Annotated in this window: 14 protein-coding genes and 1 pseudogene; 8 read left to right on the top strand and 7 right to left on the bottom strand. The window is 70.1% G+C overall.

The features are described 5' to 3' along the window. Positions 1–9 precede the first annotated feature (9 nt). A complete protein-coding gene (locus ACFP3U_RS20070) occupies positions 10–2,631 on the bottom strand; it encodes an RICIN domain-containing protein (RefSeq protein WP_380226954.1) in 2,622 nt (873 codons plus the stop codon). Positions 2,632–2,866: 235 nt separating this feature from the next. After that, a complete protein-coding gene (locus ACFP3U_RS20065; RefSeq protein WP_380226953.1) occupies positions 2,867–3,238 on the bottom strand; it encodes a winged helix-turn-helix transcriptional regulator in 372 nt (123 codons plus the stop codon). A gap of 53 nt (positions 3,239–3,291) precedes the next feature. On the opposite strand from ACFP3U_RS20065, the gene ACFP3U_RS20060 reads away from it, so the two are divergent. Beyond that, complete coding sequence (locus ACFP3U_RS20060) at positions 3,292–4,179, top strand: NAD(P)-dependent oxidoreductase (protein WP_380226952.1); 888 nt, start codon at positions 3,292–3,294, stop codon at positions 4,177–4,179. 974 nt (positions 4,180–5,153) lie between these two features. After that, positions 5,154–7,868 carry an AfsR/SARP family transcriptional regulator gene (locus ACFP3U_RS20055; RefSeq protein ID WP_380226951.1) on the top strand — a complete coding sequence of 905 codons (2,715 nt, stop codon included), beginning with the start codon at positions 5,154–5,156 and terminating at the stop codon, positions 7,866–7,868. A gap of 15 nt (positions 7,869–7,883) precedes the next feature. Here ACFP3U_RS20055 and ACFP3U_RS20050 read toward each other — a convergent pair whose 3' ends face one another. Next, complete coding sequence (locus tag ACFP3U_RS20050; protein ID WP_380226950.1) at positions 7,884–8,774, bottom strand: serine/threonine-protein kinase; 891 nt, start codon at positions 8,772–8,774, stop codon at positions 7,884–7,886. Between the two features lie 73 nt (positions 8,775–8,847). Between ACFP3U_RS20050 and ACFP3U_RS20045 the strand changes: the two genes are divergently transcribed. The 6 genes and pseudogenes from ACFP3U_RS20045 to ACFP3U_RS20020 all read left to right on the top strand — a co-directional run bounded on the left by ACFP3U_RS20045 (position 8,848) and on the right by ACFP3U_RS20020 (position 19,989). Next, on the top strand, positions 8,848–10,398 hold the full coding sequence (locus tag ACFP3U_RS20045) for a PD-(D/E)XK nuclease family protein (protein WP_380226949.1): 1,551 nt from the start codon (positions 8,848–8,850) through the stop codon (positions 10,396–10,398). Beyond that, positions 10,395–11,441, top strand: coding sequence for a pPIWI_RE_Y domain-containing protein (locus ACFP3U_RS20040; protein ID WP_380226948.1), 1,047 nt, complete (start codon positions 10,395–10,397; stop codon positions 11,439–11,441). The genes ACFP3U_RS20045 and ACFP3U_RS20040 overlap by 4 nt, the downstream gene beginning before the upstream one ends. Further along, positions 11,434–14,991: a pPIWI_RE_Z domain-containing protein gene (locus ACFP3U_RS20035; RefSeq protein ID WP_380226947.1), complete on the top strand. Its 3,558-nt coding sequence runs from the start codon at positions 11,434–11,436 to the stop codon at positions 14,989–14,991. Before ACFP3U_RS20040 ends, ACFP3U_RS20035 begins: the two co-directional genes overlap by 8 nt. Further along, positions 14,979–16,735, top strand: a pseudogene (locus ACFP3U_RS20030) (pPIWI_RE module domain-containing protein); the annotation flags it as partial. The gene ACFP3U_RS20035 and the pseudogene ACFP3U_RS20030, both read left to right, overlap by 13 nt. Before the next feature lie 42 nt (positions 16,736–16,777). Further along, a complete protein-coding gene (locus ACFP3U_RS20025) occupies positions 16,778–17,740 on the top strand; it encodes an RNAseH domain-containing protein (protein WP_380226973.1) in 963 nt (320 codons plus the stop codon). A gap of 659 nt (positions 17,741–18,399) precedes the next feature. Then, positions 18,400–19,989, top strand: a complete 1,590-nt coding sequence (locus ACFP3U_RS20020; RefSeq protein WP_380226972.1) for a PucR family transcriptional regulator — start codon at positions 18,400–18,402, stop codon at positions 19,987–19,989. Between the two features lie 32 nt (positions 19,990–20,021). Here the strand turns inward: ACFP3U_RS20020 and ACFP3U_RS20015 are convergent, their stop codons facing one another. The 4 genes from ACFP3U_RS20015 to ACFP3U_RS20000 form a co-directional block, all read right to left on the bottom strand. Continuing rightward, positions 20,022–21,590, bottom strand: a complete 1,569-nt coding sequence (locus tag ACFP3U_RS20015; RefSeq protein WP_380226946.1) for an NCS1 family nucleobase:cation symporter-1 — start codon at positions 21,588–21,590, stop codon at positions 20,022–20,024. Between the two features lie 95 nt (positions 21,591–21,685). Continuing rightward, positions 21,686–22,702: a TIGR03842 family LLM class F420-dependent oxidoreductase gene (locus ACFP3U_RS20010; RefSeq protein ID WP_380226945.1), complete on the bottom strand. Its 1,017-nt coding sequence runs from the start codon at positions 22,700–22,702 to the stop codon at positions 21,686–21,688. Between the two features lie 77 nt (positions 22,703–22,779). Further along, positions 22,780–24,180 carry a dihydropyrimidinase gene (gene hydA, locus ACFP3U_RS20005; protein ID WP_380226944.1) on the bottom strand — a complete coding sequence of 467 codons (1,401 nt, stop codon included), beginning with the start codon at positions 24,178–24,180 and terminating at the stop codon, positions 22,780–22,782. 89 nt (positions 24,181–24,269) lie between these two features. Further along, positions 24,270–25,112, bottom strand: coding sequence for a nitrilase-related carbon-nitrogen hydrolase (locus ACFP3U_RS20000; protein WP_380226943.1), 843 nt, complete (start codon positions 25,110–25,112; stop codon positions 24,270–24,272). Positions 25,113–25,126 lie beyond the last annotated feature (14 nt).

Below are 25,126 nucleotides of genomic sequence, written 5' to 3'. Positions count from 1 at the left end.
CAGGAAGGATCAGGAAGGGTCGCCGTACTGGAGACCGCGTCCGTTGGTGCCGATGTACACCCGACCGTAGGTGTCGGGGTCGCCGGTGACGATGCCGTTGCTGGCGAAGTTGCCCCACTGGTGGGCGTCGTCGTTGACGCGGACCCAGGTGGCGCCCATGTCGGTGGAGCGGAAGACGCCCGCGACGCCCTTGACGTTGCCGATCAGGTACAGGGCCTGGTACGAGGCGCCCGGTGCGGCCTTGCCGAAGCCGACGCCGGTGGTGGACTGCACCGATCCGAGCGTGGTGAAGGAGCGGCCGCCGTCGGTGGAGTGCAGCAGGCCCTTGCCGCCGCCGGCGATCCACAGGTCATTCGGGACACCGGGGACGGCGCTGAGCTTGCCGGTGGGCAGGTTGCCGGCGCGGGCGGTGAAGGTCGCGCCGCCGTCGGTGCTGGCGTAGAGGGTGCCGCCGGACAGCGAGTAGAAGGTGTTGCCGGTGGACCGGTCCGCGACGACCACCGCGTCGGCGCCCAGGCCGTTGACCTTCGACCAGCTCGCCCCCTTGTCGGTCGAGCGGTACGGCGCCTGGCCGGCCTCGGTCCAGACGATGTTGGAGCCGTCCGCCGCGATGGCGATGTGGCCGCTGAAGGCGCTGGGCACCGGCTCCGACTTGAAGCCGTTCCAGGTGTGGCCGCCGTCGGTGGAGATGGCGCCGTCCTGCTCGCCGCCCCGGCCGACCCGGACCACCAGCGAGGGGTTCCACTGGGCGAAGTCGAGCGAGGTGCTGTGGTAGATCGTCGGGTTGACCAGGCGGCCGTTGGGCTCCTTGGTCAGGTCGTTGTACGCGAAGCCGCCCTGGTCGCCCATCGAGGTGATGAGGGTGGTGGCGCCGGGCGGGGAGATCGCGTCCGCCAGCGCCGTCTCCTCCAGGCCGCGGGCTCCGATGAACCAGTGGCTGGTGCCGCCGTTGTCGGTCGTGTTGGCGTCCTTGCTGGCCCAGATGCCGTTGCCGGTGCCGTACATCACGTGCCCGGAGTCGAACGGGTCGATGCTCAGGGCGGTCATCCAGTGACCGATGTCGGTACCGAGGTACGGGGCGGCCGAGGCGTCCCGCACCGACTTCGCGCCCTGGGCGGTCCAGCTCGCGCCACCGTCGGTGGAGCGGTAGATCTCGTCCCCGGGGTACCAGCGGTCGAGGGTGGTGACCATCACCGTGGACGGCTTCTGCGGGTCGACGGCGAGACCGGCGAACCCGTAGCTGCCCTGGGACGGGGAGATGTTCTTCCAGGCCCCGGCGGACGGCGTGTACTTCCAGACCGACCCGGCCGTCACGTCGTTGGGTCCGGGCTTGTCGGTGTAGGTCAGGTACAGCGAGCCGTCACCGGAGAGCACCCCGTGCTGCGGCAGCTGGCCGGTCGGCTGCCCGGAGACGGCCTGCCAGGTGTTGCCGCCGTCGGTGGAGCGGTAGAGGCTGGTGGACTTGTCGGCGACGCCGGCGTAGACCGTCCTGCTGCCGGCCGGGCCGTACGTCACGAAGGAGATGCCCGTGCCGCTGCTCGCCCCGTCCTTGACCGGGAACGAGGAGACCTGGCTCCAGGTCGCGCCCTGGTCGGTGCTGCGCCAGAGGCCGTTCTTGCGGGTGCCCAGCAGCAGGGTGTTGTGGTCCGCGGGGTCGATCACCAGGCGCTCGCCCGCCCCGCGGCCGTCCTCGTTGCCGCCCAGCTTGAACGGCAGGTCGGTGCGCTGGAAGGTGCGGCCGCGGTCGGAGGAGCGCAGGATCGCGCCGTTGCCGGCCCAGTCGTTGGTGTAGGTGCCGGCCGCGAGGTAGAGCCGGTTGGGGTCGACCGGGTCGGTGGCCAGCGACTCGATGCCCAGCAGGTTCCAGTCCTTCTCACCGACCCAGTCGGTCAGCGGGATCCACTGCTCGGCCCCGGTGTCCCAGCGGTACGCGCCACCCATGTCGGTGCGCGCGTACAGCAGGCCCTTCTCCTTCTGGTTGAAGACCAGCCCGGTGACGTAACCACCGCCCGCCACCGGGGCGTTCTTCCACGCGTACGACCCGTTGCCCGACGGCTGGGACCCGGTCGACTTCACCAGCTTCCACTGCTGGTTGGCACCGCCCGTGCCGGCCCACTGGACGATCTGCGCGCCCGCGGTCGTGGAGTACCCGGAGACGTCCAGGAGCTGGCCGCTCTTGCGGGAGGTGAAGGTGACGGCCTCGGAGCCGCCGACACCGTCGACCTTCCACTGCTGGGCGGCGGCGGAGCGGTCCGTCTGCTGCTCGGCGGCGGCCCCCTGGGAGGTCGAGTCCCCCGCTATGCCCAGCACCTTGCCGCTGTTGCGGTTCACCAGCTCGTAGTAGCCGTCCCCGGTGGACTTCAGCTTCCACTGCTGGTTGGCGGTGTTCTGGTCGGTCCACTGCTGGATCCGGGTGCCGTCGGCGGTGGAGAAGGCGCTGACGTCCAGCACCTGGCCACTGCGCACCGAGACCACCCGGTAGTACGCGTCACCGTCGACCGTCGCGGCCTGGGAGTCCTCGTGCGTGAACAGGTACGTGACGCCGCCGAGGGGCACAGCGAGCAGCAGAGCGGTCGCGCTCCAGCGACGGCGGTGACGCCCGCGGCGCCTGCCGTCCGTGGGGTTGCTCATGGGTAGACGTTCTCCTTGCGAACCGATCACGAGAGAAGGGCGGACCCGGCCGGCACAACCGCCCGGATCCACCCCCTTGTGGTCACCGGCCCAGCGAAGGGTTGCCGCGCTCCGAAGACTTTTTTTCGGTCACCTCGCGGCGCTGCCCGGTAGGCACTTTTTTGTGCGTACTGGGCAGCGGCGTGCGGTGCGGCAAGACTGGTGCGCAGAAGGGGCGAAGGGAGATGACAGCAGGTCAGGAGGCCTCTACCTGGCCGGCGTGTGCGGCCTGTTCGGCCGTCATGCGGTCGAGGCGTTCGTGGCCCAGGTCGGAGATGGGGCCGAGGGCGTCGGAGAGGCGGCGGCCGAAGTCGGTCAGGGAGTAGACCGTCTTCAGGGGGAGGACGTCGTGCACCTCGCGGTGCACCAGGCCGTCGGACTCCATCTCGCGCAGGGCCTGGGTGAGGACCTTCGCGCTGAGGCCGGGCAGCCGTCGGCGGAGTTCGGCGGGGCGTTGCGGGCCGGCCTCCAGCAGCCAGAGCAGGGACGTCTTCCACTTGCCGTCGATCACGGCGATCGCGGCGGTCACTCCGCACACGTTCGGGTTTACGGCCTGACTGCGCGTCATCTCTTCCCCCGGGTCGGTCATTTGTCCACCACCATGTCTACAGGAGCTGAAGCATGCCCACCAACCACACCCAGCCCACCGTCACCGTGCTCGGCCTCGGGCCGATGGGGCGCGCCCTGGCCGGGGCCTTCGTGGACGCCGGTGTCCGCACCACGGTCTGGAACCGCACGCCGGGCCGGGACGCCGAGCTGGTCTCCCGGGGCGCGGTGAGCGCGGGCACGGCCGAGGAGGCCGTGGCGGCGAGCGAGCTGACCGTCGTCTGCGTCGTCAACTACGACGCCTCGGACGCCGTGCTGCGCCGTGCGGAGGTCGAGGCCGCGCTGAAGGGGCGGGCGCTCGTCAACCTGACCGCCGACTCGCCGGACCGGGCCCGGTCCACGGCCGCCTGGGCGGCGGAGCACGGCGTCGAGTACCTGGACGGCGCCATCATGACGGCGGCCCCGAGCATCGGTACGCCGGAGGCGGTCTTCATCTACAGCGGGCCGGTCGACCTCCACGAGCGGTTCGCGCCGGTGCTGGCCGTGCTCGGCGGTACCCACACCCACCTCGGCGCGGAGATCGGCCGGGCGGCCGGCTTCGACATCGCGCTGTTGGACATCTTCTGGACGTCGATGGCCGGGTACGTGCACGCGCTGGCGCTGGCCAAGGCCGAGGGGATCAGCGCGCGGGAGCTGGCGCCGTTCGCCCAGGGGATCGGGGCGATCCTGCCCGCGCTGTTCACCGAGTTCGCCGAGGACTTCGACAGCGGCAGCTACTCGGGCGCGATAAACCCGCTCGCCTCGGGGGTCTCCACGATGGCCCACGTCGTGCACACCGCCGAGTCGCACGGCATCGAGTCCGGCGTCATGCGCGCGGCCGAGGGCCTCACCCGCCGGACCATCGCCCTCGGCCACGGCGCGGACGGGGTGAGCCGCCTCGCCGAGGTCCTCGGCCGCCGCTGATCCCCGGGCGCACCCGCGCGAACAGCCACCGCGAGGGCTCCGGACCCGACCCGCGACGGGCCCGGCCAATCACGGCGGTCTGATCGCATTACCCAAGGTCCCCTGGGGCCGGCAGGCCGACGATCTCATGAGAGGGAGCACGGGGCCGCCGCAGCAGGTAGCGGGGGCCCTTCGGCCGGCGGCCGCGGTCCCCGGCTGGTCCCTGGCAAGATCGCAGAAGGACGGCGCCACGGCCGTCGGCCATCCCGTCGGCCCATCAGCAAGAAGGCCGTTGGCCGGGGATCTCTCCCGGTCAACGGCCTTCCGGCATTCTGTCGGGACGGCAGGATTTGACCCTGCGACCCCTTGACCCCCAGCCGCGAAGAAGAAAGCTGAATCCATCCTCTTTCCGCCGCCGCAATTGTCGGACACGCCGACGATTCGGTTGAGCCTTCCAACCTCCTCGTCGGCGTGTCCACCCTCAGCTTCTACATGAAGCGCCCCTACTCGAGATCGCCGAAGAGCTCAACCTCGTAGACCCGCTGGGCTGTCGGACGGACCGGCCTCAGCAGGCCCGAGTGCGCCGTGGCGATGCCCTGCTGGGGCGCCGGAACCGGCTCCGGGCGGGGCCGCCGCTTCCGGCGGGGCGGGATCGTCGCCTTGGGCCGACGAGTGGTCGCCGGGCGCGTGCTGTGCTGCCGGCTCTTACGCTGATTCGAAGTCATAGTCGTCTCTTGAGTGGTTCGTTGGATACTGGCGAGCTCGAGCCGCTTCACCGGATGGATTCCGGTAGCCGGCCAGGATGCTGGTGGCTCGATGGCGCACCAGGCGACCATCATCGAGCTCGGGCTGATGACGCAGCAGCGTGGCAGATGTCCCTGTAGGCCATCAACTCCGATGCGTTAACCGAACGTTAAGGGCCTTCCGGCGACCCGTGCAATGCTGTCCAAGGCACCGCCATCGGGCCAATTCGCTCCTGGACATTGGGGATTGACATGAAGTTCCGCCTGCTCGGGCAGCTGGCCGCACTCGACGACGGACAATCGGTCGATGTTCCGTCAGGCAAGACCCGCGAGCTCCTGGCTCTTCTGCTGCTCACCCCGGGCGAACCGGTTTCCCATCGAGAAATTGTTCGATTCCTTTGGCCGGGCGAGGACACGAAACCCTTGAACATCCGGCAGTACTGCCTCAAGCTGCGCCGAGCCGTGGGACTGGAAGTGGGAAACAGCGGCGGTACCACCCACATCCAGACCGACCCCGCCAGCGTCGACCTGGTCCGCTTCCAGAGCCAGTACGCCACCGCGCTCCGCACCAGGAATCCACAGAATCGGCGCGGCTCGTTGCTGGCTTCGCTGGCCGAGTGGCGCGGATGCGCCCCGCTAGAGGACCTGCCAGGTGAGGCTTTCGCCCAGCAACGAACCCGGATCCTCCGCGATCTGCACGACGCGTTCGCGGACTGTGTGCGCACCGACCTGGAGTGTTCCGAACCCCATATCGCACTCCAGCGGGCCGACGACGCGCTGGTGCACTGGCCCGACAGCGAGACTCTGCTTGGCCTCAAAGTCCAGTCGCTGGGTGCGCTGGGCCGCCACCACGCGATCGACCCGCTGCTCGCTCAGTGGAAGCGCCGCTTCAACCAACCGACCGCCCATCTGCTGCTGGCAAGGACGAGCCCGGAGAACATCATCACGGCCGGCAGCACACCCCCGGAGCTGGGACTCCCGGAGCGGCTGAACCAGCTGCCGGCCCAGCAGAAACAGCTGATCGGCCGCCGATCCGAGCTGAAGCTCCTCGCCGACGTCGTGCTGGGCAGGGAGCCCGGGACAGGGCCGATCGCCGTCGTGGCGGGCCTGGCGGGCATCGGGAAGACTTTCCTCGCGGTAGCCGCGGCCCAGCGCGTCGCCCCGAACTTCCCGGACGGGGTCCTGTACATCGACCTGAGGGGATTCTCCTCTCTCGAGCCCGAGGAAGTCGCCTCCGTCCTGGTCCGGTTCCTGAACGACTTGCGGACGACCCCGGCCACCGTGAACGTCGACGGGCTGGTATCGGCCTACCGTTCGGCGCTGTCGGGCCGCCGAGTGCTGGTCGTCCTGGACAACGCCAGAGACGAAGCACAGGTCCGACCGCTGCTGCCCGGTCAGGGCCGAAGTGCCGCTATCGTCACCAGCCGCCGACGGCTGGAAGGGCTGGTCGTCAAGGAAGGCGCGAAGCCTATCAATCTCGCGCCGCTCGACCGCCCCGAGGCCGCTGAGTTGCTGAAAGCATCCCTGGGAGAGGAACGGATGGGCCTTGCCAAACCGTTCGCCGGCTCGTTGCTCGACTACTGCTCCGGTTTGCCGATCGCTCTGCGCATCGTGTCCGCCCAGATCGCCCGCCGCCAACCCCAGGACTTGCCGGGCATCGTCCGCAGACTACTGGCAGAGGGTTCCGGGCTAAGCCCTCTCGACCTGCGTACCGACGAGTTGAACGTCAGCTCCCTGCTGGAGAGTTCCTACCGGCTCCTGCCCGCGCCTGCCGCCAAGCTGCTGTGGCAGCTCTCCGTGCATCCCGGCCCGACGATCAGCTGGCGCGCGATTCAGGCACTGGGGCACGACCGTGCCACAGTCGGCCGATCGTTGGATGACCTGATCGACATGAGTCTGGTGACCGAGCCGACCCTCGACCGATACGCCATGCACGACCTGGTCCGCATCTATGCCACACAGTTGGCCGATCAGCAAGCTCCTGGAGATCGTGACGAGAGCCTCCGCCGAGTACTGGAGTTCCTCCTGCAGAACGCCTGGTCCTGTGATCTGGTACTCGACCCAGATCGCCGGCTGCCGATCACGGCGAGCGGGGAGTTCGCCGTGGTCTCACCCCCGAATCACACGGCCGCGACGGCCTGGTTCGACGCCGAGTACGCCACCCTGAGCGCCGCACTCCAGCTGGCCGGGAGACTCCGGCTCGACCGATACACCTGGCTCCTGGCGCTCACTGTGCTGACCTATCAGTGGCGGTCCCACCGGTACCTCGACGCCCTCGGTCACCTCACCAATGCCCTCTCGGCAGCCGAACGGATCGCAGGGCCGGGAGACGTGGCCATGATCCGACGCCTGCTCGCCGGAACCCACCGCGGACTCGGCGATCGGACGAGGGCCCTCGCGGAACTGCGTCGGGCGGTCCGTACCAGCCAGGACCACGGCGATCTGAAGGGCGCCGCGCTGGGCCGTTACAGCCTGGGCATCATGCTGCACGAGGACGGCGCCACCGACCAGGCGGTGGTGGAACTCAGGGCCGCTCTGGCAGGCTTCAAAACGCAGGACGACCGGCTCGGACAGGGAGCCGCGCTTGACGGGCTCGCCAACGTCCACCACCGGGCCGGCGACCACTTCTCGGCCCTCGAGTACTGCCGCCGGTCATTGGCCCTGCTGGACGGAACGGCCGATCTCAACGGGCAGGCGCACGGCTCGTTCACCATGGGCCGGCTTCGAGCGGCCATCGGCGAGCACGACGCGGCGGCCGCCGCCTACCGCCGCGCGCTGCGGCTCTACCGCTCGATGGCGTACCCGAGCCGGGAGGCCAGGACACTGGTTCGGCTCGCCGACTCGCTCAGCGCCCTGGGCCGTGACCAGGACGCCCAGCAGGCCGTCGAAGAGGCCCGTACGCTGCTGGCGAGGCTCGGCGAGGACGACCTCGATGCCGCGGTGGAGCGTCAGCGTCAGCTCTCGTGACCGTCGGTGGCAGGCTCATCGCGTCGGATCGACCAGCCGGAAGTAGGCCGAAGGATCGGGGCGCGCCGCCTTCGGACTCCGCTCGGAGCCGAACCTCGGCAGCCAGCGCCCGAGGTAGCCGCGGACCTCCCGCACACCGGGACGCTCGCGCGGGTCGACGGCGACCATGGCGAGACCGAGGCTCCTCAGCTCTTCGGGGACATGGGCATCAAGTCCGTTCGGGAAGGCCGGCTCCGTCTCGCCGGGCGGGCCTTCGACACGGCTGTAGGGCAGTTTCGAGGTCATCATCTCGAAGAACAGGGCGCCGAGGGCGAAGACGTCGGATTTCGCGGTGGACTCGGAGTCCTGCACATACTGCTCGGGGGCGGCGTAGCCGGGTGTCCCGCGGGGGTCGTAGTTCGGGGTCGAGAAATCCGTGGAGTTGCCCACGTCGAGGAGTCGAATCCGCCCGTCAGGCTGGATCATCACGTTGTTCGGTGTCACGTCCCGGTGGACGTAGCGCTCGTGCACCAGCGCCAGGGTGTCGCAGAGCTGGGCCACCACACAGGTCGCGTCGGTGGCGAGCACCGGCTGGTGCCGGCCCATCCAGGACCGGAGGGTGGAACCGTCGATCAGTTCCATCACGATGTATCGCCGCTTGCCCCAACCGTAGTGCCAACCCTCGTCCAGTACGCGGGGAATCCCGGGCACCGATTCCATGTACTGAAGTCGGTCCAGTTCTTCCTTGAGAGGCTCTGCGTCTCTGGCGTATTCGGTCAGTGATTGACCAAAGCGTCGAAACTGTGCCTTGACAGCAACATCCCGGCGGTCGTATTCATCACGGGCAACGAAGAGTTCGCCTTCGCCGCCTTGGCCGAGTTCCCGCAGGATCCGAAAGCGGTTATTCAGGAGAGTGCCAGGACGCAAGACTCGAACTCCAAGACCAGATCCACCCGGTACCCGGGTTCAGGAGAGCAATGGACAAGAGATGGGGGACAGTATGGCAGGAACCTGGCCGCCCGAAGGCCTGATCAGACGTTCTTCCGTGGTCGACATCCGGCTGGGGATGTTCGGGCCGGAACGCTACCGGTGCCCGGCGTCAGATGCGCTCAAGGCGCGCGGAATGCGTCCGGCCCGGCCGACCGCATGGAAACCGGAGGCCTTGGAGACGTTCGCCAACGGCCCGTTCATGGCCGCGCTCGACCGGATCGAACTGCCGCACGACGAGGCAGGGTCGAACAGGTCCACCAAGCCCGCCCACGACGGGGTGCACCAATGGACCCGGCATGCCCTCCGGATGTACGAGACGGCGTTCGCCGACAGCCCGGAGCTCCGGCCAGCACCGCACCACTGGAGCTACCGGCACCGCGGCTCGCGAGCTGACGTGTCCGTGAGCACGGAGTATCGGATCAGCGCCTGGGGGCGCTGCTTCGAATCGGTGGACGGCCGGCTGCGGGAACTCCGGCTCCCAGTGAATCGCCTTCGCGAGCGCACGGACGCCGAGCGGGCGATCGCAGCCCTGGTCGCGGCTGAAGGCGATCCCGACGAGCGGTTGGAGCGCGTCCGGGTGACGCAGTTCGCGCTCTCGGACGGTCGGACCGAGGAGCTGTTCGACGGCACCCGGGCAGAGGCCCTGGCCCTCTACCGGAAGAACGGCGCGCCCGCGATCCGAGCGCTCCTGGACCGTCCGGAGTACCGGCCCGGGTCGGCCTGCGCATCCTGCCGAGTGGCATCCGTTTGCCCTGCCCTCCCGCGAGCCCCGGGGCTGCTCGGTATAGCCGATCGCACCCGGCCGCGTCGGAGTTGGTCCCCGACCACCGGTCGCGGGCACAGGTCCTGCCCGGCGCGCGGCTACCTCCGCGGCCTGCGGCTCCCGGTGGACGACTCCGTCGAACGTGGTGCCGCGGCCGAGCGAGGGCGCGCCGTTCACGCCTTCCTCTCCGCCCGGCACGGCCAGGAGGGACGGACGCCGTGCACCTCCGACATACCCGCCGACTGGGTCCCCGACGGCTACCGGCTACCGCAGTCCGAGCGCCTCCTCGGCGCCCGCCTCCTGCGCCATCACGCCGAGGTGTGCCCGCTCCGCATCACCGATCCGGAGTCCGACAGGACACCGGAACCCCTCCTGGTGTTCGATGACCCCGCGGCCGATCTCCTGGTGCTGACGGAACCCGATCTGCTGTACCGCGAGCGCGGCTCGTGGGTGTGGCGCGAGACCAAGACCTCCGGCGGCAGGAGGATGCCGCGCGACCTGCTCGCGGCCTACCCCCAGCTGGCGCTGGCGGTACAGATCATCGCCAAGGGCCTGCTTGCCGCCGACCGGGTTGAGCTCGAACTGCTGCGCCCCGATGGTGTGGACCTCCGGAGCCTCGACCCGTTCGCGTCTGAGACCGCAGCGGCAGCCGAAGCGGTGCTGCGCGACCAGGTCGTCGGCTGGCACCAGGAGCGACTGTTCGAAGCAACCCCGAGCGCGGAGTGCGACAGCTGCGAGATGGCACGCTGGTGCTCGGCCCGCCGGCTGCCAGAGCCTTCACAGGAGGGGGCGAAGTGAGCCCGGACTTCGAACTACTGGCGGCGGTGGCTCGCGGGGTGCTGGACCTGAGTGACGTGGCCCGTCCGACCGCACTCCGGCTCCCGTACCCGGCAAGCACTCAACTCGCCTTTGATCGCATGGTGTTGACATTCCTCCAGCAGGACCGTCCAGCGCCCCTGAGCGTTCCCGATCTACTGTCGCGCTGCCGGGACCTCCTCACGACCTGGCCGCTGGCACTCCCACCCGACGTGCTGACCGATGACGCCCGGCTGATCGACCAAAGCTCGGCCGAGCCGACCCTCACCTGCGCCGAACTCGCCTCGTACGGCCGGCTAGGCAGACTGGAACAAGGCGCAGCCCAGGTGATCGCCGATCTCGCCGACGCCTGCGGGGCCCCCGAGCGGTTCGCCGCCTGTCGGAATTTCCTGATCGCGCATCCCGTCATCCTGGACCCCGACAGCTCCCAGCTCATGCGTCCAGCCACCATACGCACCTGGCGGACGGTCCGGGAGCTGTACGAGCCGGTGCCCGAGCGCTTCTCAACCGGCCACACGGTCTCCATCTGCACAGAATGCCTACTGTTCGCCAAGCCGGCAGAGGGCGACGGGGCATGGTGCGAGGGAGGATGCACGAAGCGGCGCGGAGGGCTCGAAAGGACGGAGGAGCCCAAGCACCCGATCGCCCTCCCTCGCGCTGTCCGGCTCTTCTTCGCCCTCCCCGGCCGCACCGAACTCGCCCTGCGCAAGGAGTTGCCCGGCGGGTCCCAGCTGGTTCCGACAGCGACGGGCGGCCTTCGGCTCGTCTGCGCGGGTGGGACGGGAAGGGCTGTCCGGGTGCTCAACCGCGAACAACCGGCGCTGGCCGCGTTCAGGGCTGCCGAGTTGGCTGTCCTCGAAGACTCCCCGCTCGATGTCGTGATGCCTGACGCAGTCGTCGACCGCCCGGGCTACCGGAACGCCTTCGACCACAACCTTCCCGACGGCGCCCGGGTACGGCTCAGCTCCGTCAGCGAATTCACGGCTCCGCACCGGAGCGACCGACCCGGGAGGACTCGTGCGTAGCACTGCCAAGGCCCTGCACCAGGTGGTGCGGGAGCTCCGCTCGAGCGGCTCGGAACTGCCGCGCCGCAAGCTGGTCGACCTGTGTGAGATCGAACTGGGCCTGTTCCTCCAAGAGCAGCTCACCCCCGGCGCTCCAGCCTCGGAGGGCTGGACCCTGTTCAGTGGCTACCCGTTCGCCCGCGAGCGCGACGACATCACCGACCGGCAGGAGCACATCCGTCGCACCGCTCGCTACGCCCTGTGGACCTGGGGACGCCGACTCGCCTGGTCCGAAGCACTGAAGAACTACCAGCAGCAAGACCGCCAGCTCAGGGCGTTTGACGTGCCCGACCCGGACGCCCCTGCTGCCCGCCGTCCGTCACTCTCGGTGGCGGAGGACCGGTGGGCCTCCTATGAACGCCTGCTGAACCAGGCGCCGCCGTTCACCGGCGATCCGGCAACCTTCGCCGGCCCCGGCCGGTACGCCTTCCCCATCGGCCGGCACCTGACCACTGTGCTGCTGCCAGAACACGCAGCCCCAACCCCGCTCGGTCACGACCTCGGTCGGCTGCCGGTCCACAAGGGCAGACCGCTGACCTTCAAGTGGACGAAGCTGATGATCACGGCCGCAGCCATGGACGCCCGGAAGCCGGCCGGCTGGGTCGCCCGCCTGATGGCGATCCGGCTTTCCACCCGTCGCCGCGGAGACTTCCGCCCCGCCCGCAGCTTCTCCGTGTCCGGGATCGAGCACCTGCTCGGGATTGTCGGCGCCGGCAAGAGCACGCTTCGGGACGTCCTGGCCGTGCACCTTGCCCGGCAGGGACGGAACGTGACAGTGGTGGTCGGCGACGTCGCGGAGCAGCTCAAACTGGTCGAGCTCTACAACACCCACGTTCCCGGCTCCGCCGCGCCCGTCCTCGGCGCGACGGGCCGCCAGCAGCACGCCGAACGGCTCCACCGCAGGATGGCAGGACGCGGCGAGCCCAACCTGCTCGCCCACCTGGATCCGGGCTTCCAGTATCTGAGCACCTCCTGCGCTCTGAACGCGCTGCGCCACGCCGACGGCCACCCCGCCGACGACCTCCTGGGCTTCGGCGAAGCGCCGTGCACCAAGCTCCAACCGCCCAAGAGACGCGAGAAGGACTTCGAGGACCCATGGGCCTCGTACCGAACGGCCTGTCCGTTCTGGTCCCAGTGCCCGCGCCATCACCGGCCACGGTCCCTTGTCGACGCGAGGATCTGGGTCTCCACCCCGCCCAGTCTGGTGGACTCCCGCGTCCCACACCCGCAGAACCCGGAGCGCATCCGCTACCTCGAACTCGCCTGCCGACGCAGCGACCTGATGATCGTCGACGAGGCGGACCGAGTGCAGATGCAACTCGACCGCATGTTCGCCCCCGCCATCCCGCTGCTCGGCGGCGGCCCCGAAACCCGTTCGTTCCTCGACGAGGTCAACCAGCACCGCATCCGGGAGCTGGCCAGCGCCGGACGGGTGCAACTGTCCGATCGAGATGTGGAGAACTGGTCCGCGGCGGTAAACACCACCCAGGCTGCGGCAGACCGGCTGGTGGCGATGCTGGTCCGCGACTTCGACCTGCGCAAATGGGTCCGAACCGGCTACTTCAGCGCCGGAATGCTCCAACTGCGCCTGCTGGAGGAGCGGTTCCCGCTGCCGGAGGACCGTGACGGCCAGGCCGGCCCCACCGTCGAGCACCCGCACCGGGAGCCGCGGAAGCACCTGATGGAGCTCCTGGACGCCTTCCGGGACAACCCGTTCGGCGACCGGCGACCGCCCGAGGACGACACTCTGCCGCTGCTCGGGTTGCTCGGTGAACTGCTCCACACCAACTACCGCGAGAATACCCGCGCCCGGCTGCGGGACGTGGTGTGCGATCTCTTCGGCCTCGCCCCGCTCCTGGGGGAGGAGCAGGAGAACCAGGACCTGTACCAGGAGCTCAGGGCCCTGGTGAACGGGGACCGGGACACCTCGGTCGAGCGACAGGAAGGTGTCGCCAAGGACACGAAGGGACGCCGGCGCGGCCCCTTGCCCCAGGACTCGGACGACTGGTTGGAGGCCCTGCTGGACCGGTTCGAGTTCACCATGCTGCTCAGTGCCCTGGAACCGAAGCTCGCGCTGATCAACACCATGTGGCCGCGGGTCGCGGACTCACTCAGCCTCGGTTTCAACGAGATGTACCGCCGGCCCCTCGATTACGCGCCGATGGTCCCCGAGTCTCCGATGGGCAATGTGATCGGGTTCCAGTTCCTCTTGGAGGGGCGGGACGAGGGCGGTGTCCGCAGCGGCGAGCTCCGCTTCTTCCGCTGCAGCGGGGTGGGACGTGAACTGCTGCGCGCCATGCCAGGCCTACCGAAGGTGGACGGCCTGCCGGGGACCAACGTCCTGCTGATGTCGGGCAGCAGTTGGGCCGACAAGTCCAGCCGCTACCACGTGCCGGTGCCGATCGGCACACTGATCGAACCCGACCCGGCGGAACTGGAACGGATCGCCGACCAGAGCGAGTTCCGCTTCGAGTTCGTCCGGGAGACCTGCGCCTGTGCGACACGATGCACCTGCGACAATCCGAGCGAGGCCCTGCGGCTCTCCGGGGCGCCGATCGACCGGCGTGAAGACGTGCTGCGCCGGATGGCCACCGAACTCGGCCGCAACGACCACGGCCAGGGGCGCCTCCTGCGGGAACTGCACCGACTACCGGGACCCCGTCGGCACATCCTGCTCCTGGTCGGCAGTTACGACGAGGCCGCACTGGTGGCGGACACGCTGCACACGCTCAACGACCGTTGGCGCGGCAGGGTCCGGCGACTGGTGTCCGACGACGACCCGGACGCCACCGCCCGTCCACTGGACGACGAGCACCACGCTCCGGTACTGCGTCGCGGTGATGTCGAGACACTCGCCGCCACGGAGGCCGAGATCCTGGTAGCGCCGCTGCTCGCGGTGGAGCGTGGGCACAACATCCTCGCCCTCGACAGCAAGGAGGCCGCGATCGGCTCGGTCTACTTCCTGGCCCGACCCAACCCCCGCCCTGACGACCTCGGCCTCACCGTGCACGCGATCAACGACTGGATCGCCCGGCTCATGGACGGCACCGGGTTCTCCGACCTGGTGCGCGGCGCGCCCACGCTCGGTCTGGGCGCGCGCAGGTTCCGCGATGCCGCCCGGTCCAAGTGGTTCCACGTACTCTCCAGGAGCATGGCCTGGAGCCACCTCGGCGAGGAGGACCGCGTCCAGGTCACCTGGGACATGCTTGTTCTGATCTGGCAGGTCATCGGCCGATCCGTCCGGGGTGCCGTTCCCACTCGGGTCGCCTTCGTCGATGCGGCGTTTGCCCCGCGCCTCGCGGCGGCCGACCCGACCGGGCCCACCGACACGCCTGAGACGAGCCTGCTACACAGCATCCACGCCGTGCTCGCCCCCTACTTCCGACCGGGCGGCAGCGCGCCGAAGGCCGAGCGCCGCATCGTCCACGCCCTCTATCGGCCGCTGTGGACCGCGCTCGACCGCTGCCTGACCGAAACCATGGAAGGAGAAGGCCCCGCATGTACCCACTGATCCACCACACCGCCTACGAACCCGATCCCGACCACGGGCCTTGGTTCGAACAGTTCCGTGTCATGCACTTCCCCGAGGAGTGGCGCACCGAATTCCTGGGCCTCTACCATCGCCGGTGGCGCCGACGGGACCAGCCCCCGGGCCTGCCGATCGGCAGGCTCAATGCCCTGCTGAGGGCCACTGCGCCCGGTGTGACGGCAACCGGCCGGGGAGCGGGATCGAGCTCCGAGGTACCGTGGTTCTACGCCACAGATGACCAGCCGGCCGAGTTGGTGGCCCCACTGCTGGCGTCCTGGGTGATGACCCTGCCCCCCGGCACCGACAAGGATCCGGTACGGGTCGCCGGGCACGAAGCCGCACTGGACCGGGCACTCGCCCTGATCGACGAGGCGCCCTCGGACTGGCGCCATGAGTCCGTCAACCTCACCGCCATGGAACTCTCCGCAGGCGGTACCGCCGAACCCGACCGACGGCTCTACCATCTGCTTCCGGAGCGGATCGGCGCGCTGCTCGCGGCCCGGCCGCTGCTGATGGACGGCGCCGAACTGCGTTTCCGCCAGGTCACCCGGGATCAAGGGGTGGAACTGGTCAGCTGGCCACCGCGCACCTACACCAAGTACAAGCGCACCTGGTACTACTCGGCGCTGGTGACGGTCACCGTGCAGACCGTGCCCTTCACGGAACGCTTCCGGGTACACGTCTCGTACGGCGTGCGGCGCTGGGCCACCGGGTCTCCGGTGAAACTGCAGAACGGCAGTGGGCAACGGTCCTACTCGACGCACCGATGCCCTGGTCCGAGGAGTCCGAGCCGCGCCGCCGGCTCGCCGTCAACTCGATCTTCCTCGACCGGACTCTCAGCGTGCCGGTCTGGAGCAGGAAGAGCCTGGTCGACCTCCTGCCTGAGCTGGACATCCAGCATGTGTACCCGAAGCCTGCCGAGCTGACCGCCGAGGCGGCCGGCTGGCTGACCGGGCAAGGCGGGGTGGCCGCCGGCATTGTCCACGACACGGACTTCGGCAAGCACGGGGTCGGCGCCGGCCTGATGCCGCTGGAACGAATGCTCCTCGACCGGTGGGTCGAGGAGGGCGTCCGCCCATTTCTGCGCCGGGTACCAGCCCTCGAGCGGGCGCACCGTCGGTCGAACCCCAGACTGCTCGCCGCCTCGCACACCAAGGACCCGGAGAAACTGGCCGAACGCGCCCGGCTGCGCGTCGAGGCCAGGCGCGCCGCCATCCGCGCGGTACTCGACGGACAGCCGCTGTCCGTGGACGTGGTCTGGCAGACCGAGGAGACCCGGGACGAACTCGTCACGGCACTGCGCCAGTGGCTCGACCTCCCGTCTGCCGTCCCCGATGCGGACGGCACGTACGAGTGGCATGCCGACGGTCTACGCGTGGTGCTCCGTGCCCGTCCGCTGGAGTCTCTCGGCGGCGCCCTGCGAGTTGTTCGGGAAACCGGTCACTCGCGCGCCCAGTCGGTCGCGACAGCCGTTCGGGAGCGCGCGGCACGGATGGCCGCCAGGCTCGGAGCGCCCCGGGAGGCAGTCGGAATCGCATTCGTGGAGATCCTCGGACGCAGCCGGTTTCCCGTGACCGATATCGACCCCAAGTCGGCACTGCGTCTCGGGTGCGCTGGAGCCGGACGGCTGAGTCAGTTCATCGTCGTCCCGGAGGACGCCGACGGCCCGCTGCCCGAACGGGCGGGCTCTGCGATCGCGGACGGGATACGCCAACTCGGTGCGATAGTCCCTCCGGAACAGCAGCTCGACGAGACCCTGATCGACGACATGCAGTACCTGGCGCTCTGGCACGTCCGCCATCGGGCCGGCGGGCCCACCCGGCAGGCCGGTCGTCACCTCGTCGCACTCCGGATCCGCCCGCGCGACCCGGTACACCCGGTCCAGGGCTGGGACGAGGCCAAGAAGAGCTGGGTCCCGTACGCCCAACTGCTGCTCACCATCGCCGCCGCCGGCGTCGCTCCGGTTGACCAGGAGGAATCGGTGCGGTCCGGCACAACAGCAGAGGAAACCCGTTACGAGGTCGAACGGCAGATCAGGTCACTGCTGTACCAGGTCCGGGACCGTCCCACCCTGTTGCTCGCCAACAGCGGCAACCTGCGGAGTGTCTGGCCCGGCCTGAGCAATGGCCAGCTGATCAAGGACAGCCTGGTCTTCCACGGAGAACGACCCACCCGGCTCTCCCTGTTCGGCGCCGACCTGCGCGTGATACTGGTCCGGGACGCCAACAGCCGTGAGGAGACCGCCGAGTGGTACGCCCCAGGAGCCCAGCAGGACGACACACCGGGGGTGTCCATCGGACTGTGGGCCCCGCAGGGCGCCGCCCCGGACAACCGGGTCTTCACCAGCACGGTCGGGAAGCCGCCGACCGCCGGAACGGTCCGTACGGACCTGCGGAAGCTCGTCCCGACCACGCGCTGGCCGCACGCCCCCGCTGCCACCGCCTGGAATCCGCAGGCGCTCGAACTCACCGTGCTCGGCTGTCTCTCTGAACGGGCTCTGGAGCAGGCCCGCCGGACCGACCGACCTACGGACCGACCCTCGCTGCTCGCCGCCGCCGTGCACCAGTTGCGCTTCCACGACGAGTACCACCCGCTCTCCCGGCCGCTACCGCTCCACCTCGCGAAGCTGGCCGAGCAGTACCTCCTACCACTCGCTGCCGAAGTTCCGCCGACGGACGGGGCGGTAACCGGGAACGAAGTCGAAGCCGGCAATCCGTCAGTAGCGCAGTAGTACCCACCGGTCCGTCGTCGTCCCTGCTTCTGGCCAACCGCCCTGCGGCGGCCAGAAGCAGGGACCGCACAGACGGTGCGCCGAGTTGCCTTGATGCGTGCAATCTCAGCGGTGGCCGAGCGAACGTCCAACATGATCAACGGAGGTTCCTCGTCTGGTCAGCGAATGCTAGGACTCGACCATGGCAACCACCTTCCAGACCTCGCGGGTGGTATTCACCTGGCGCTCCACGCTCTGGGCCCTCGGCTGACGGCGCAGCACCGTGTTCTTGTGTCGCAGCACCAGCGGTTCGGGGTCCTTGGCGGTGTCCCGCCGCAGCAGGATCGCCGGTACGGACGGCAGCGTGCGATCGACGCGCTCACCGCGGGACCCGGTCCGCGGGACTGCGTATCAAAGGCCTTTCCGCAGCATGCCGCCGCTCTACCGCGGGCTGTGCGGTGACCGTGGCCGCGGTCCGTTTCCGCTTCGACCGGGGTGACGGCGGGGGTGGGGCGTAGACTCCGCGGAATCGAAAGTGCCGGGGCCCGGTGCGAGTACCGGGTCCGGCCCCAGCACACTCAGCAAGGTCGGTCCGCGTGAGCGACGAGACATATCCCGGGCCGGACGCCCGGGGCCCGGCCGGGCGGCTCACCGTGCGTGATGTGCTGGGGCTGGACCTGATGGCGACCTGGGGCCCCGAGGTGGTGGCCGGTGCGGCGCACCTGGACCGGCCGGTGCGCTGGCTGCACGTGGCCGAGGCGGCCGACGTGGGGGTGATGCTGACCGGTGGTGAGATGGTGCTCACCACCGGTCTGCTGCTCGCCGGCGACGAGCAGGCCCAGGTCGCCTATGTCGAGTCGATGCAGCGCGCCGACGTCGCGGCCGTGCTGCTGGGGCTTGGCCGGGCCTTCCGGACCACGCCGGCGGCGATGCGGCGGGCGGCGGAGCGGTGCGGGGTGCCGCTGATCGTGCTGCACCGTCCGGCGCCGTTCTCCCGGCTCACCGAGGAGGTGCACGCCCGGCTGGTGCACGGCAGGTTCGCCGCGCTCAACCTCTCCGACCGGATCCGCTCCTCGCTCACCACGCTCAACCTCTCCGGCGCCCCGCTGCAGCAGTTGCTCGACGAGATCGCCGCCTTCGCGGGCTGCCCGGCGGTCGTGGCCAACCTGGCGCACCGGGTGCTGGCCACCGCGGGCGACCGGAACTCGCTGAGCGAGCTGATGCGCGACTGGGACCGGGTCTCCCGGCAGGTCGCCGAGCTGGTGCGGAACGACCCGGTGACGGTCGGTCCGGACGGCTGGATCGTGGCGGCGCTGGAGGCCCGCGGCCAGCGCTGGGGGCAGCTGGTCCTGTTCGGCCACCCGGGCTCCGAGGAGTCCGGCCGGATGCTGGGGCAGCGCGCCGCCGAGGCGCTGGCCATGAACCGGCTGCTCGGCGACCGTGACCGGGGCTGGGAGGAGCACGCGGCGGAGTCGCTGCTCAGCGACCTGGCCGCGGGCGCGGCCCGGCCGGAGCACCTGCTCACCCGGGTCCGGGCCGCCGGACTGCCGGTGAACCGGCGCACCTTCGTCCCCGTGGTGGTCCGCGAGCCGGCCGGGCGGGCGGGCGACAAGGGCGACAGGAGCGACAAGGCGGCCGACAAGGAGGGCCTGCCGCAGCTGCTCGACCGGATCCTCGCCGAGGAGGCGGTGGCGGGCCTGGTGGGGAGCATCGGCGCGGACGGCACGGCCGTCCTGCTGAGCGTCCCGCACGACCAGGACGCCGACGCGGCGCTGGAGCGCGTCGCGGTGCTGACCCACGAGCGGCTGGCGGCCCGGGGCCGCCGGGCCGTGGTCGGGGCGGGCTTCGGGTGCACGGTGCTCGACGAGGTGCGCCGGTCCTTCGTCGAGGCGGTGCACGTCGCGGACGCCGCGCTCGCCGGACCGGCGGCCACCGCGGTGGCGCGGCTGCGCGACGTACGGCTGCGCGGGCTGGTCCGGCTGCTGCGGGACGAGCCGGAGCTGCAGGCGTTCATCGAACGGGAGCTCGGGCCGCTGCTGGAGAACGCGCCGCTGCTGGCCGTCCTGCGGACGTATCTGAAGAGCGGCCGCAACAAGTCGCTGGCCGCCCAGGTGCACCACGTCAGCCGGCCCGCGCTGTACCGGCGGCTGGAGAGCATCCAGGCGCTGCTGGACGTGGACCTGGACGACTGGGAGCAGCTGACCTCGCTCTATGTCGCGCTGCTGGCCCACGAGGCGCAGCAGGCGGTGGGCCCGGAGGCCGCCTGGTGACGATGGACCGGGCGGCCTCTCAGTGACTGGCCTCAGACGTCGGCCGTAGCCGGATCGGCGGTAGCCGCACCGGCCGCGATCGGTGCGACCCGCTCCGTGGGCGGGGCCAGCCGGGTGAAGGCGACGTAGAGCAGCAGCGAGGAGGCCACGCCGACGGCCCAGCCGTAGTCGGCGAGCGGCTGGAGGAACGGGATCAGGCCGTCGGTCGGGAAGGGCCCGCCGTAGGAGCCGCCGACGGCCAGCAGTCCGCCGAGGGCGAAGGCCGCCACCGCCCGCCAGTTCCAGCCCGAGGCGTACCAGTAGCGGCCGCCGGGGGTGTAGAGCTCGGCCAGCTCCAGGTGGGTGCGGCGGATGATCCAGTAGTCGGCGATGAGGATGCCGCCGACGGTGCCGAGCAGGCCGCCGACCACGCCGAGCCAGGTGAAGATGTAGATGTGCGGGTCGGCGACGAGCTTCCAGGGGAAGATCACGATGCCGACCACGCAGGCGATCAGCGCGCCGGTCCGGAAGCTGATGATCTTCGGCAGCAGGTTGGAGAGGTCGTACGCGGGGCTGACCACGTTGGCGGCGATGTTCACCGACAGGGTCGCGACCAGCACCACCAGCAGCGCGAAGAGGGTGCCCGGCACGCTGTCCATCTTGGCGGCGAGCGCGATCGGGTCCCAGATCGGCGTGCCGTAGACGGCCTGGGAGCCGGAGGTGACCAGGACCGAGAGCAGGGCGAAGAGGGTCATCGTGGTGGGCAGGCCGAGCGCCTGGCCGCGGATCTGGGCCTTCTGGCTGCCGCCGAAGCGGGTGAAGTCGGGGATGTTGAGCGACAGCGTCGACCAGAAGCCGATCATGCCCATCAGCGAGGGGAAGAAGATCTTCCAGAAGCCGCTGCCCCAGCCCAGCTTGGAGGGCTGGTCGAGCAGCGGGCCGAAGCCGCCGGCCTTGACCGCGATCCAGGCGAGCAGGGCCAGCGCGCCGACGATGACGAAGGGCGCGGCCCAGTTCTCGAACCGGCGCAGCGTCTCCATGCCGCGGACGATGATGGCGATCTCCAGCGCGCAGAAGAGCAGGAAGGAGAGCCACTGCGTCCAGGGGAAGCCGCCGATCTCCGAGGCGGTCTGCCAGCCGTCGCCGAAGAGCTTGCCGGCGAGCAGGAAGATGCCCTCGCCGCCGATCCAGCTCTGGATCCCGAACCAGGCGCAGGCGACGGCGGCGCGGATCAGCGCGGGGAGGTTGGCGCCGCGCAGGCCGAAGGAGGCGCGGGCGAAGACCGGGAAGGGGATGCCGTACTTGGTGCCGGCGTGGCCGGTGAGCAGCATCGGGGCCAGCACGACGACGTTGGCCAGGGCGATGGTCAGCACCGCCTGCTTCCAGTCCATGCCGAGCGCCACCAGGCCCGAGGCGAGGGTCCAGGAGGGGATGTTGTGGGCCATCCCGACCCAGAGCGCCAGGAAGTTGTACGTGGTCCAGCGTCTGCGCCCGACCGGGACCGGTACGAGGTCCTCGTTGGTGAAGCGCGGGTCGGTGAGGTCGACCCCGGCGGCGAGTTCGACTCGTCCGTCGGGGTGGGCGGTCTGCGCCGCCGTGGGGAGGGGAGTGACAGTGGACATGGACGGCCACCTCGGTTCGCGGGGTCTCGCGTGGGGACGGGGCAGGGGCCGGCGGGCACGGCGGTGGGCTGCCGGACGAACGAGTGGAGCGGTGGTCAGCCCAGCGCGGGGATGACGTCGGTGCCGTAGGCGTCGATGGTCGACTCCACGGCGTCGTGCATGGCGTAGACCGCGAACTGGTCCACGCCCAGGTCGCGCAGCTGCCGCAGCTTCTCGACCTGGGCCTCGGGCGGACCGATCACACAGAACCGGTCCACGATCTCGTCGGGGACGAACGCGGTGTCCGGGTTCCCGGAGCGGCCGTGGTGGCGGTAGTCGTACCCCTGGCGCTCCTTGATGTAGGCGGTCAGCGCCTCGGGGACCAGGCCGGAGCTCTCGCCGTACTGGCCGACCAGGTCGGCGACGTGGTTGCCGACCATGCCGCCGAACCAGCGGCACTGCTCCCGCGCGTGCGCCAGCGCCTGCGGCGAGTCGTCCTCGGTCACGTACGCCGGGGCCGCCACGCAGATCTTCACGTCGTCCGGGTCGCGTCCCGCCGCGGCGGCCGCGTCGCGGACGGCCTTGACCATCCACCGGGTCAGGTAGGGGTCGGCCAGCTGCAGGATGAAGCCGTCCGCCTGGCGTCCGGTCAGGTCCAGCGCCTTGGGTCCGTACGCGCCCATCCACACGGGCAGCGAGGCGCCCTCCTTGACCCACGGGATCCGCATCGCGGTCCCGTCGACGAGGGTCTCCCGGCCCTCCGCCAGCTCCTTGATCGCGTGCATGGCCTCGCTGAGGCGGCCGAGGGTGGCGGGCTTGCGCCCGGCCACGCGCATCGCGGAGTCGCCGCGGCCGATCCCGCACACCGTCCGGTTGCCGTACATGTCGTTGAGCGTCGCGAACAGCGACGCCGTCACCTCCCAGGTGCGGGTCGAGGGGTTGGTGACCATCGGGCCGACGACCATGCGCTCGGTCTCGGCCAGGATGCGGCTGTAGACGACGAAGGGCTCCTGCCAGAGCACGACCGAGTCGAAGGTCCAGCCGTGGGTGAAGCCGGCCGCCTCGGCGCGCTTCATCCGCTCGATCAGCAGCGAGGCGGGCGGGTCGGTCTGCAGGACGAGGCCGATGTCCACGGGAATCCTCCGGTAGTGCGAGAGTGGGAAGTTGGGGGCGGGCCAGGGGGGTGGGCCAGGGGGTGGGCGAGGGCGGGTCAGATGAGGTACTGGCAGGTGTCGCGGGTCTGGTACCGGCCGTGCCCGGGGCGGCCCAGATAGGTGTCGTCGTCGATGATCACGGTTCCCCGCGACAGCACCGTCGACGCCTTGCCGCGCACCCGCAGGCCCTCGTAGGCCGAGTAGTCGACGTTCATGTGGTGGGTGGCCGCCGACAGCGTCTGCGTCGCGTTCGGGTCGTAGACCACGATGTCGGCGTCCGCGCCCGGCGCGATCGTCCCCTTGCGCGGGTACAGGCCGAACATCCGGGCCGGGGTGGCCGACGCGATCTCCACCCAGCGCCGCCGCGTGATGCGCCCGTCCACCACCGCCTGGTGCAGCAGGTCCATCCGGTTCTCCACGCCGGGCAGCCCGTTCGGGATCTTGGAGAAGTCCCCGCGGCCCAGCTCCTTCTGCCCGGAGAAGCAGAACGGGCAGTGGTCCGTCGAGACCACCTGGAGGTCGTTGGTCCGGAGCCCGCGCCAGAGCGCGGCCTGGTGCTCCTGGGGCCGCAGCGGCGTCGAGCACACGTACTTGGCGCCCTCGAAGCCCGGTTCGGCGAGGTTGTCGGTGGACAGGAACAGGTACTGCGGACAGGTCTCGCCGAAGACGTTCAGCCCCCGGTCCCGCGCGGCCGCCAGCTCCGCCACCGCCGAGGCGGCCGAGACGTGGACCACGTACAGCGGCGAACCGGCCACCTCGGCCAGCCGGATCGCGCGGTGCGTCGCCTCGGCCTCCAGCAGCTCGTGCCGCACCTCGCCGTGGTACCGCGGGTCGGTGCGCCCGCTGGCCAGCGCCTGCTCCACCAGGACGTCGATGGCGATGCCGTTCTCCGCGTGCATCATCACCAGGCCGCCGTTGTCCCCGCCCTGCTGCATCGCCCGCAGGATCTTGCCGTCGTCGCTGTAGAAGACGCCGGGGTAGGCCATGAACAGCTTGAACGAGGTCACGCCCTCGTCCACCAGGAGGTCCATCTCCTTGAGGCTGTGCTCGGTGACGTCCGACATGATCATGTGGAAGGCGTAGTCGACGGCGCAGTTGCCCTCGGCCTTGGCGTGCCAGGCGTCCAGGCCCTCCCGCAGGGAGCGGCCGACGGACTGCACCGCGAAGTCCACGATCGTGGTCGTCCCGCCCCAGGCCGCGGCCCGGGTACCGGTCTCGAAGGTGTCCGAGGCGGCGGTGCCGCCGAAGGGCAGCTCCATGTGCGTGTGCGCGTCCACCCCGCCCGGGATCACGTACTTCCCGGTCGCGTCGATCACGCGGTCCGCCGTCCAGTCCTCGGCCGTCCGGCTGCCGCCGGCGGCGAGGGCGACCACCCGCTCGTCCTCGATCAGGACGTCGGCCGCCATCTCCTCGGCCGCCGTGATCACCAGGCCGCCCCGGATCACCGTACGAGTCATTCGTGTTGTTCCTTCCGTTCTTCCGTCAGGACGTCTCTGCGGTCTTGCCCGGGCCCCCGGTCAGGCTTCGGCGTGGGCCCGATCAAGGGTCAGGCTTCGGCGAGGGAGCCGTAGGCGTCGGGGCGGCGGTCCCGGTAGAAGGCCCACTGGTGGCGCACCTCCTCGATCAGGCCGAGGTCGAGGTCGCGCACGACCAGCTCCTCCTCCTTGTCGGAGGCCACCTCGCCGACGAACTGCCCGCGCGGGTCCACGAAGTAACTGGTGCCGTAGAAGTCGTTGTCGCCGTACTCCTCCACCCCGACCCGGTTGATCGCGGCGACGAAGTACTCGTTGGCGACGGCGGCGGCGGGCTGCTCCAGCTGCCACAGGTACGCCGAGAGGCCCCGGCTGGTGGCCGAGGGGTTGTAGACGATCTCGGCGCCGGCGAGGCCCAGCGCCCGCCAGCCCTCCGGGAAGTGCCGGTCGTAGCAGATGTAGACCCCGACCTTTCCGACGGCCGTGTCGAAAACCGGCCAGCCCAGGTTTCCCGGCTTGAAGTAGTACTTCTCCCAGAAGCCCTTGACCTGCGGAATGTGGTGCTTGCGGTATTTGCCGAGGTAGCTGCCGTCGGCGTCGATCACGGCGGCGGTGTTGTAGTACACGCCGGGCTGCTCGACCTCGTACACCGGCACCACGATGACCATGTTCAGTTCCCGGGCGAGGTCCCGCATCCGGGTCACGGTCGGACCGTCCGGGACGGCCTCGGCCCAGGCGTAGTGCTCCTCCTCCTGCACCTGGCAGAAGTACGGGGCGTTGAAGACCTCCTGAAAGCCGATCACCTGGGCGCCCTGCGCGGCCGCCTCGCGGGCGTACCGCTCGTGCAGGTCGATCATCGACTCCTTGTCGCCGGTCCATTTCGTCTGGACCAGGGCTGCGCGGACCACACGGCTCATCGGCATTCTCCTCT

The organism is Kitasatospora misakiensis, from assembly GCF_042656005.1.
GTDB classification, from domain to species: Bacteria; Actinomycetota; Actinomycetes; order Streptomycetales; family Streptomycetaceae; genus Kitasatospora; species Kitasatospora misakiensis.
The sequence above is the reverse complement of the archived record's forward strand: the minus strand, read 5'-3'. Positions and strand labels throughout refer to the sequence as shown.

What these genes read in the sequence shown, in the direction of transcription:
- ACFP3U_RS20070 (WP_380226954.1), bottom strand. Translation starts at nt 2,631, where the DNA reads ATGAGCAACCCCACGGACGGCAGGCGCCGCGGGCGTCACCGCCGTCGC.
- ACFP3U_RS20065 (WP_380226953.1), bottom strand. Translation starts at nt 3,238, where the DNA reads ATGACGCGCAGTCAGGCCGTAAACCCGAACGTGTGCGGAGTGACCGCC.
- ACFP3U_RS20060 (WP_380226952.1), top strand. Translation starts at nt 3,292, where the DNA reads ATGCCCACCAACCACACCCAGCCCACCGTCACCGTGCTCGGCCTCGGG.
- ACFP3U_RS20055 (WP_380226951.1), top strand. Translation starts at nt 5,154, where the DNA reads ATGAAGTTCCGCCTGCTCGGGCAGCTGGCCGCACTCGACGACGGACAA.
- ACFP3U_RS20045 (WP_380226949.1), top strand. Translation starts at nt 8,848, where the DNA reads ATGGCAGGAACCTGGCCGCCCGAAGGCCTGATCAGACGTTCTTCCGTG.
- ACFP3U_RS20025 (WP_380226973.1), top strand. Translation starts at nt 16,778, where the DNA reads ATGCAGTACCTGGCGCTCTGGCACGTCCGCCATCGGGCCGGCGGGCCC.
- ACFP3U_RS20020 (WP_380226972.1), top strand. Translation starts at nt 18,400, where the DNA reads ATGGCGACCTGGGGCCCCGAGGTGGTGGCCGGTGCGGCGCACCTGGAC.
- ACFP3U_RS20015 (WP_380226946.1), bottom strand. Translation starts at nt 21,590, where the DNA reads ATGTCCACTGTCACTCCCCTCCCCACGGCGGCGCAGACCGCCCACCCC.
- hydA (WP_380226944.1), bottom strand. Translation starts at nt 24,180, where the DNA reads ATGACTCGTACGGTGATCCGGGGCGGCCTGGTGATCACGGCGGCCGAG.
- ACFP3U_RS20000 (WP_380226943.1), bottom strand. Translation starts at nt 25,112, where the DNA reads ATGAGCCGTGTGGTCCGCGCAGCCCTGGTCCAGACGAAATGGACCGGC.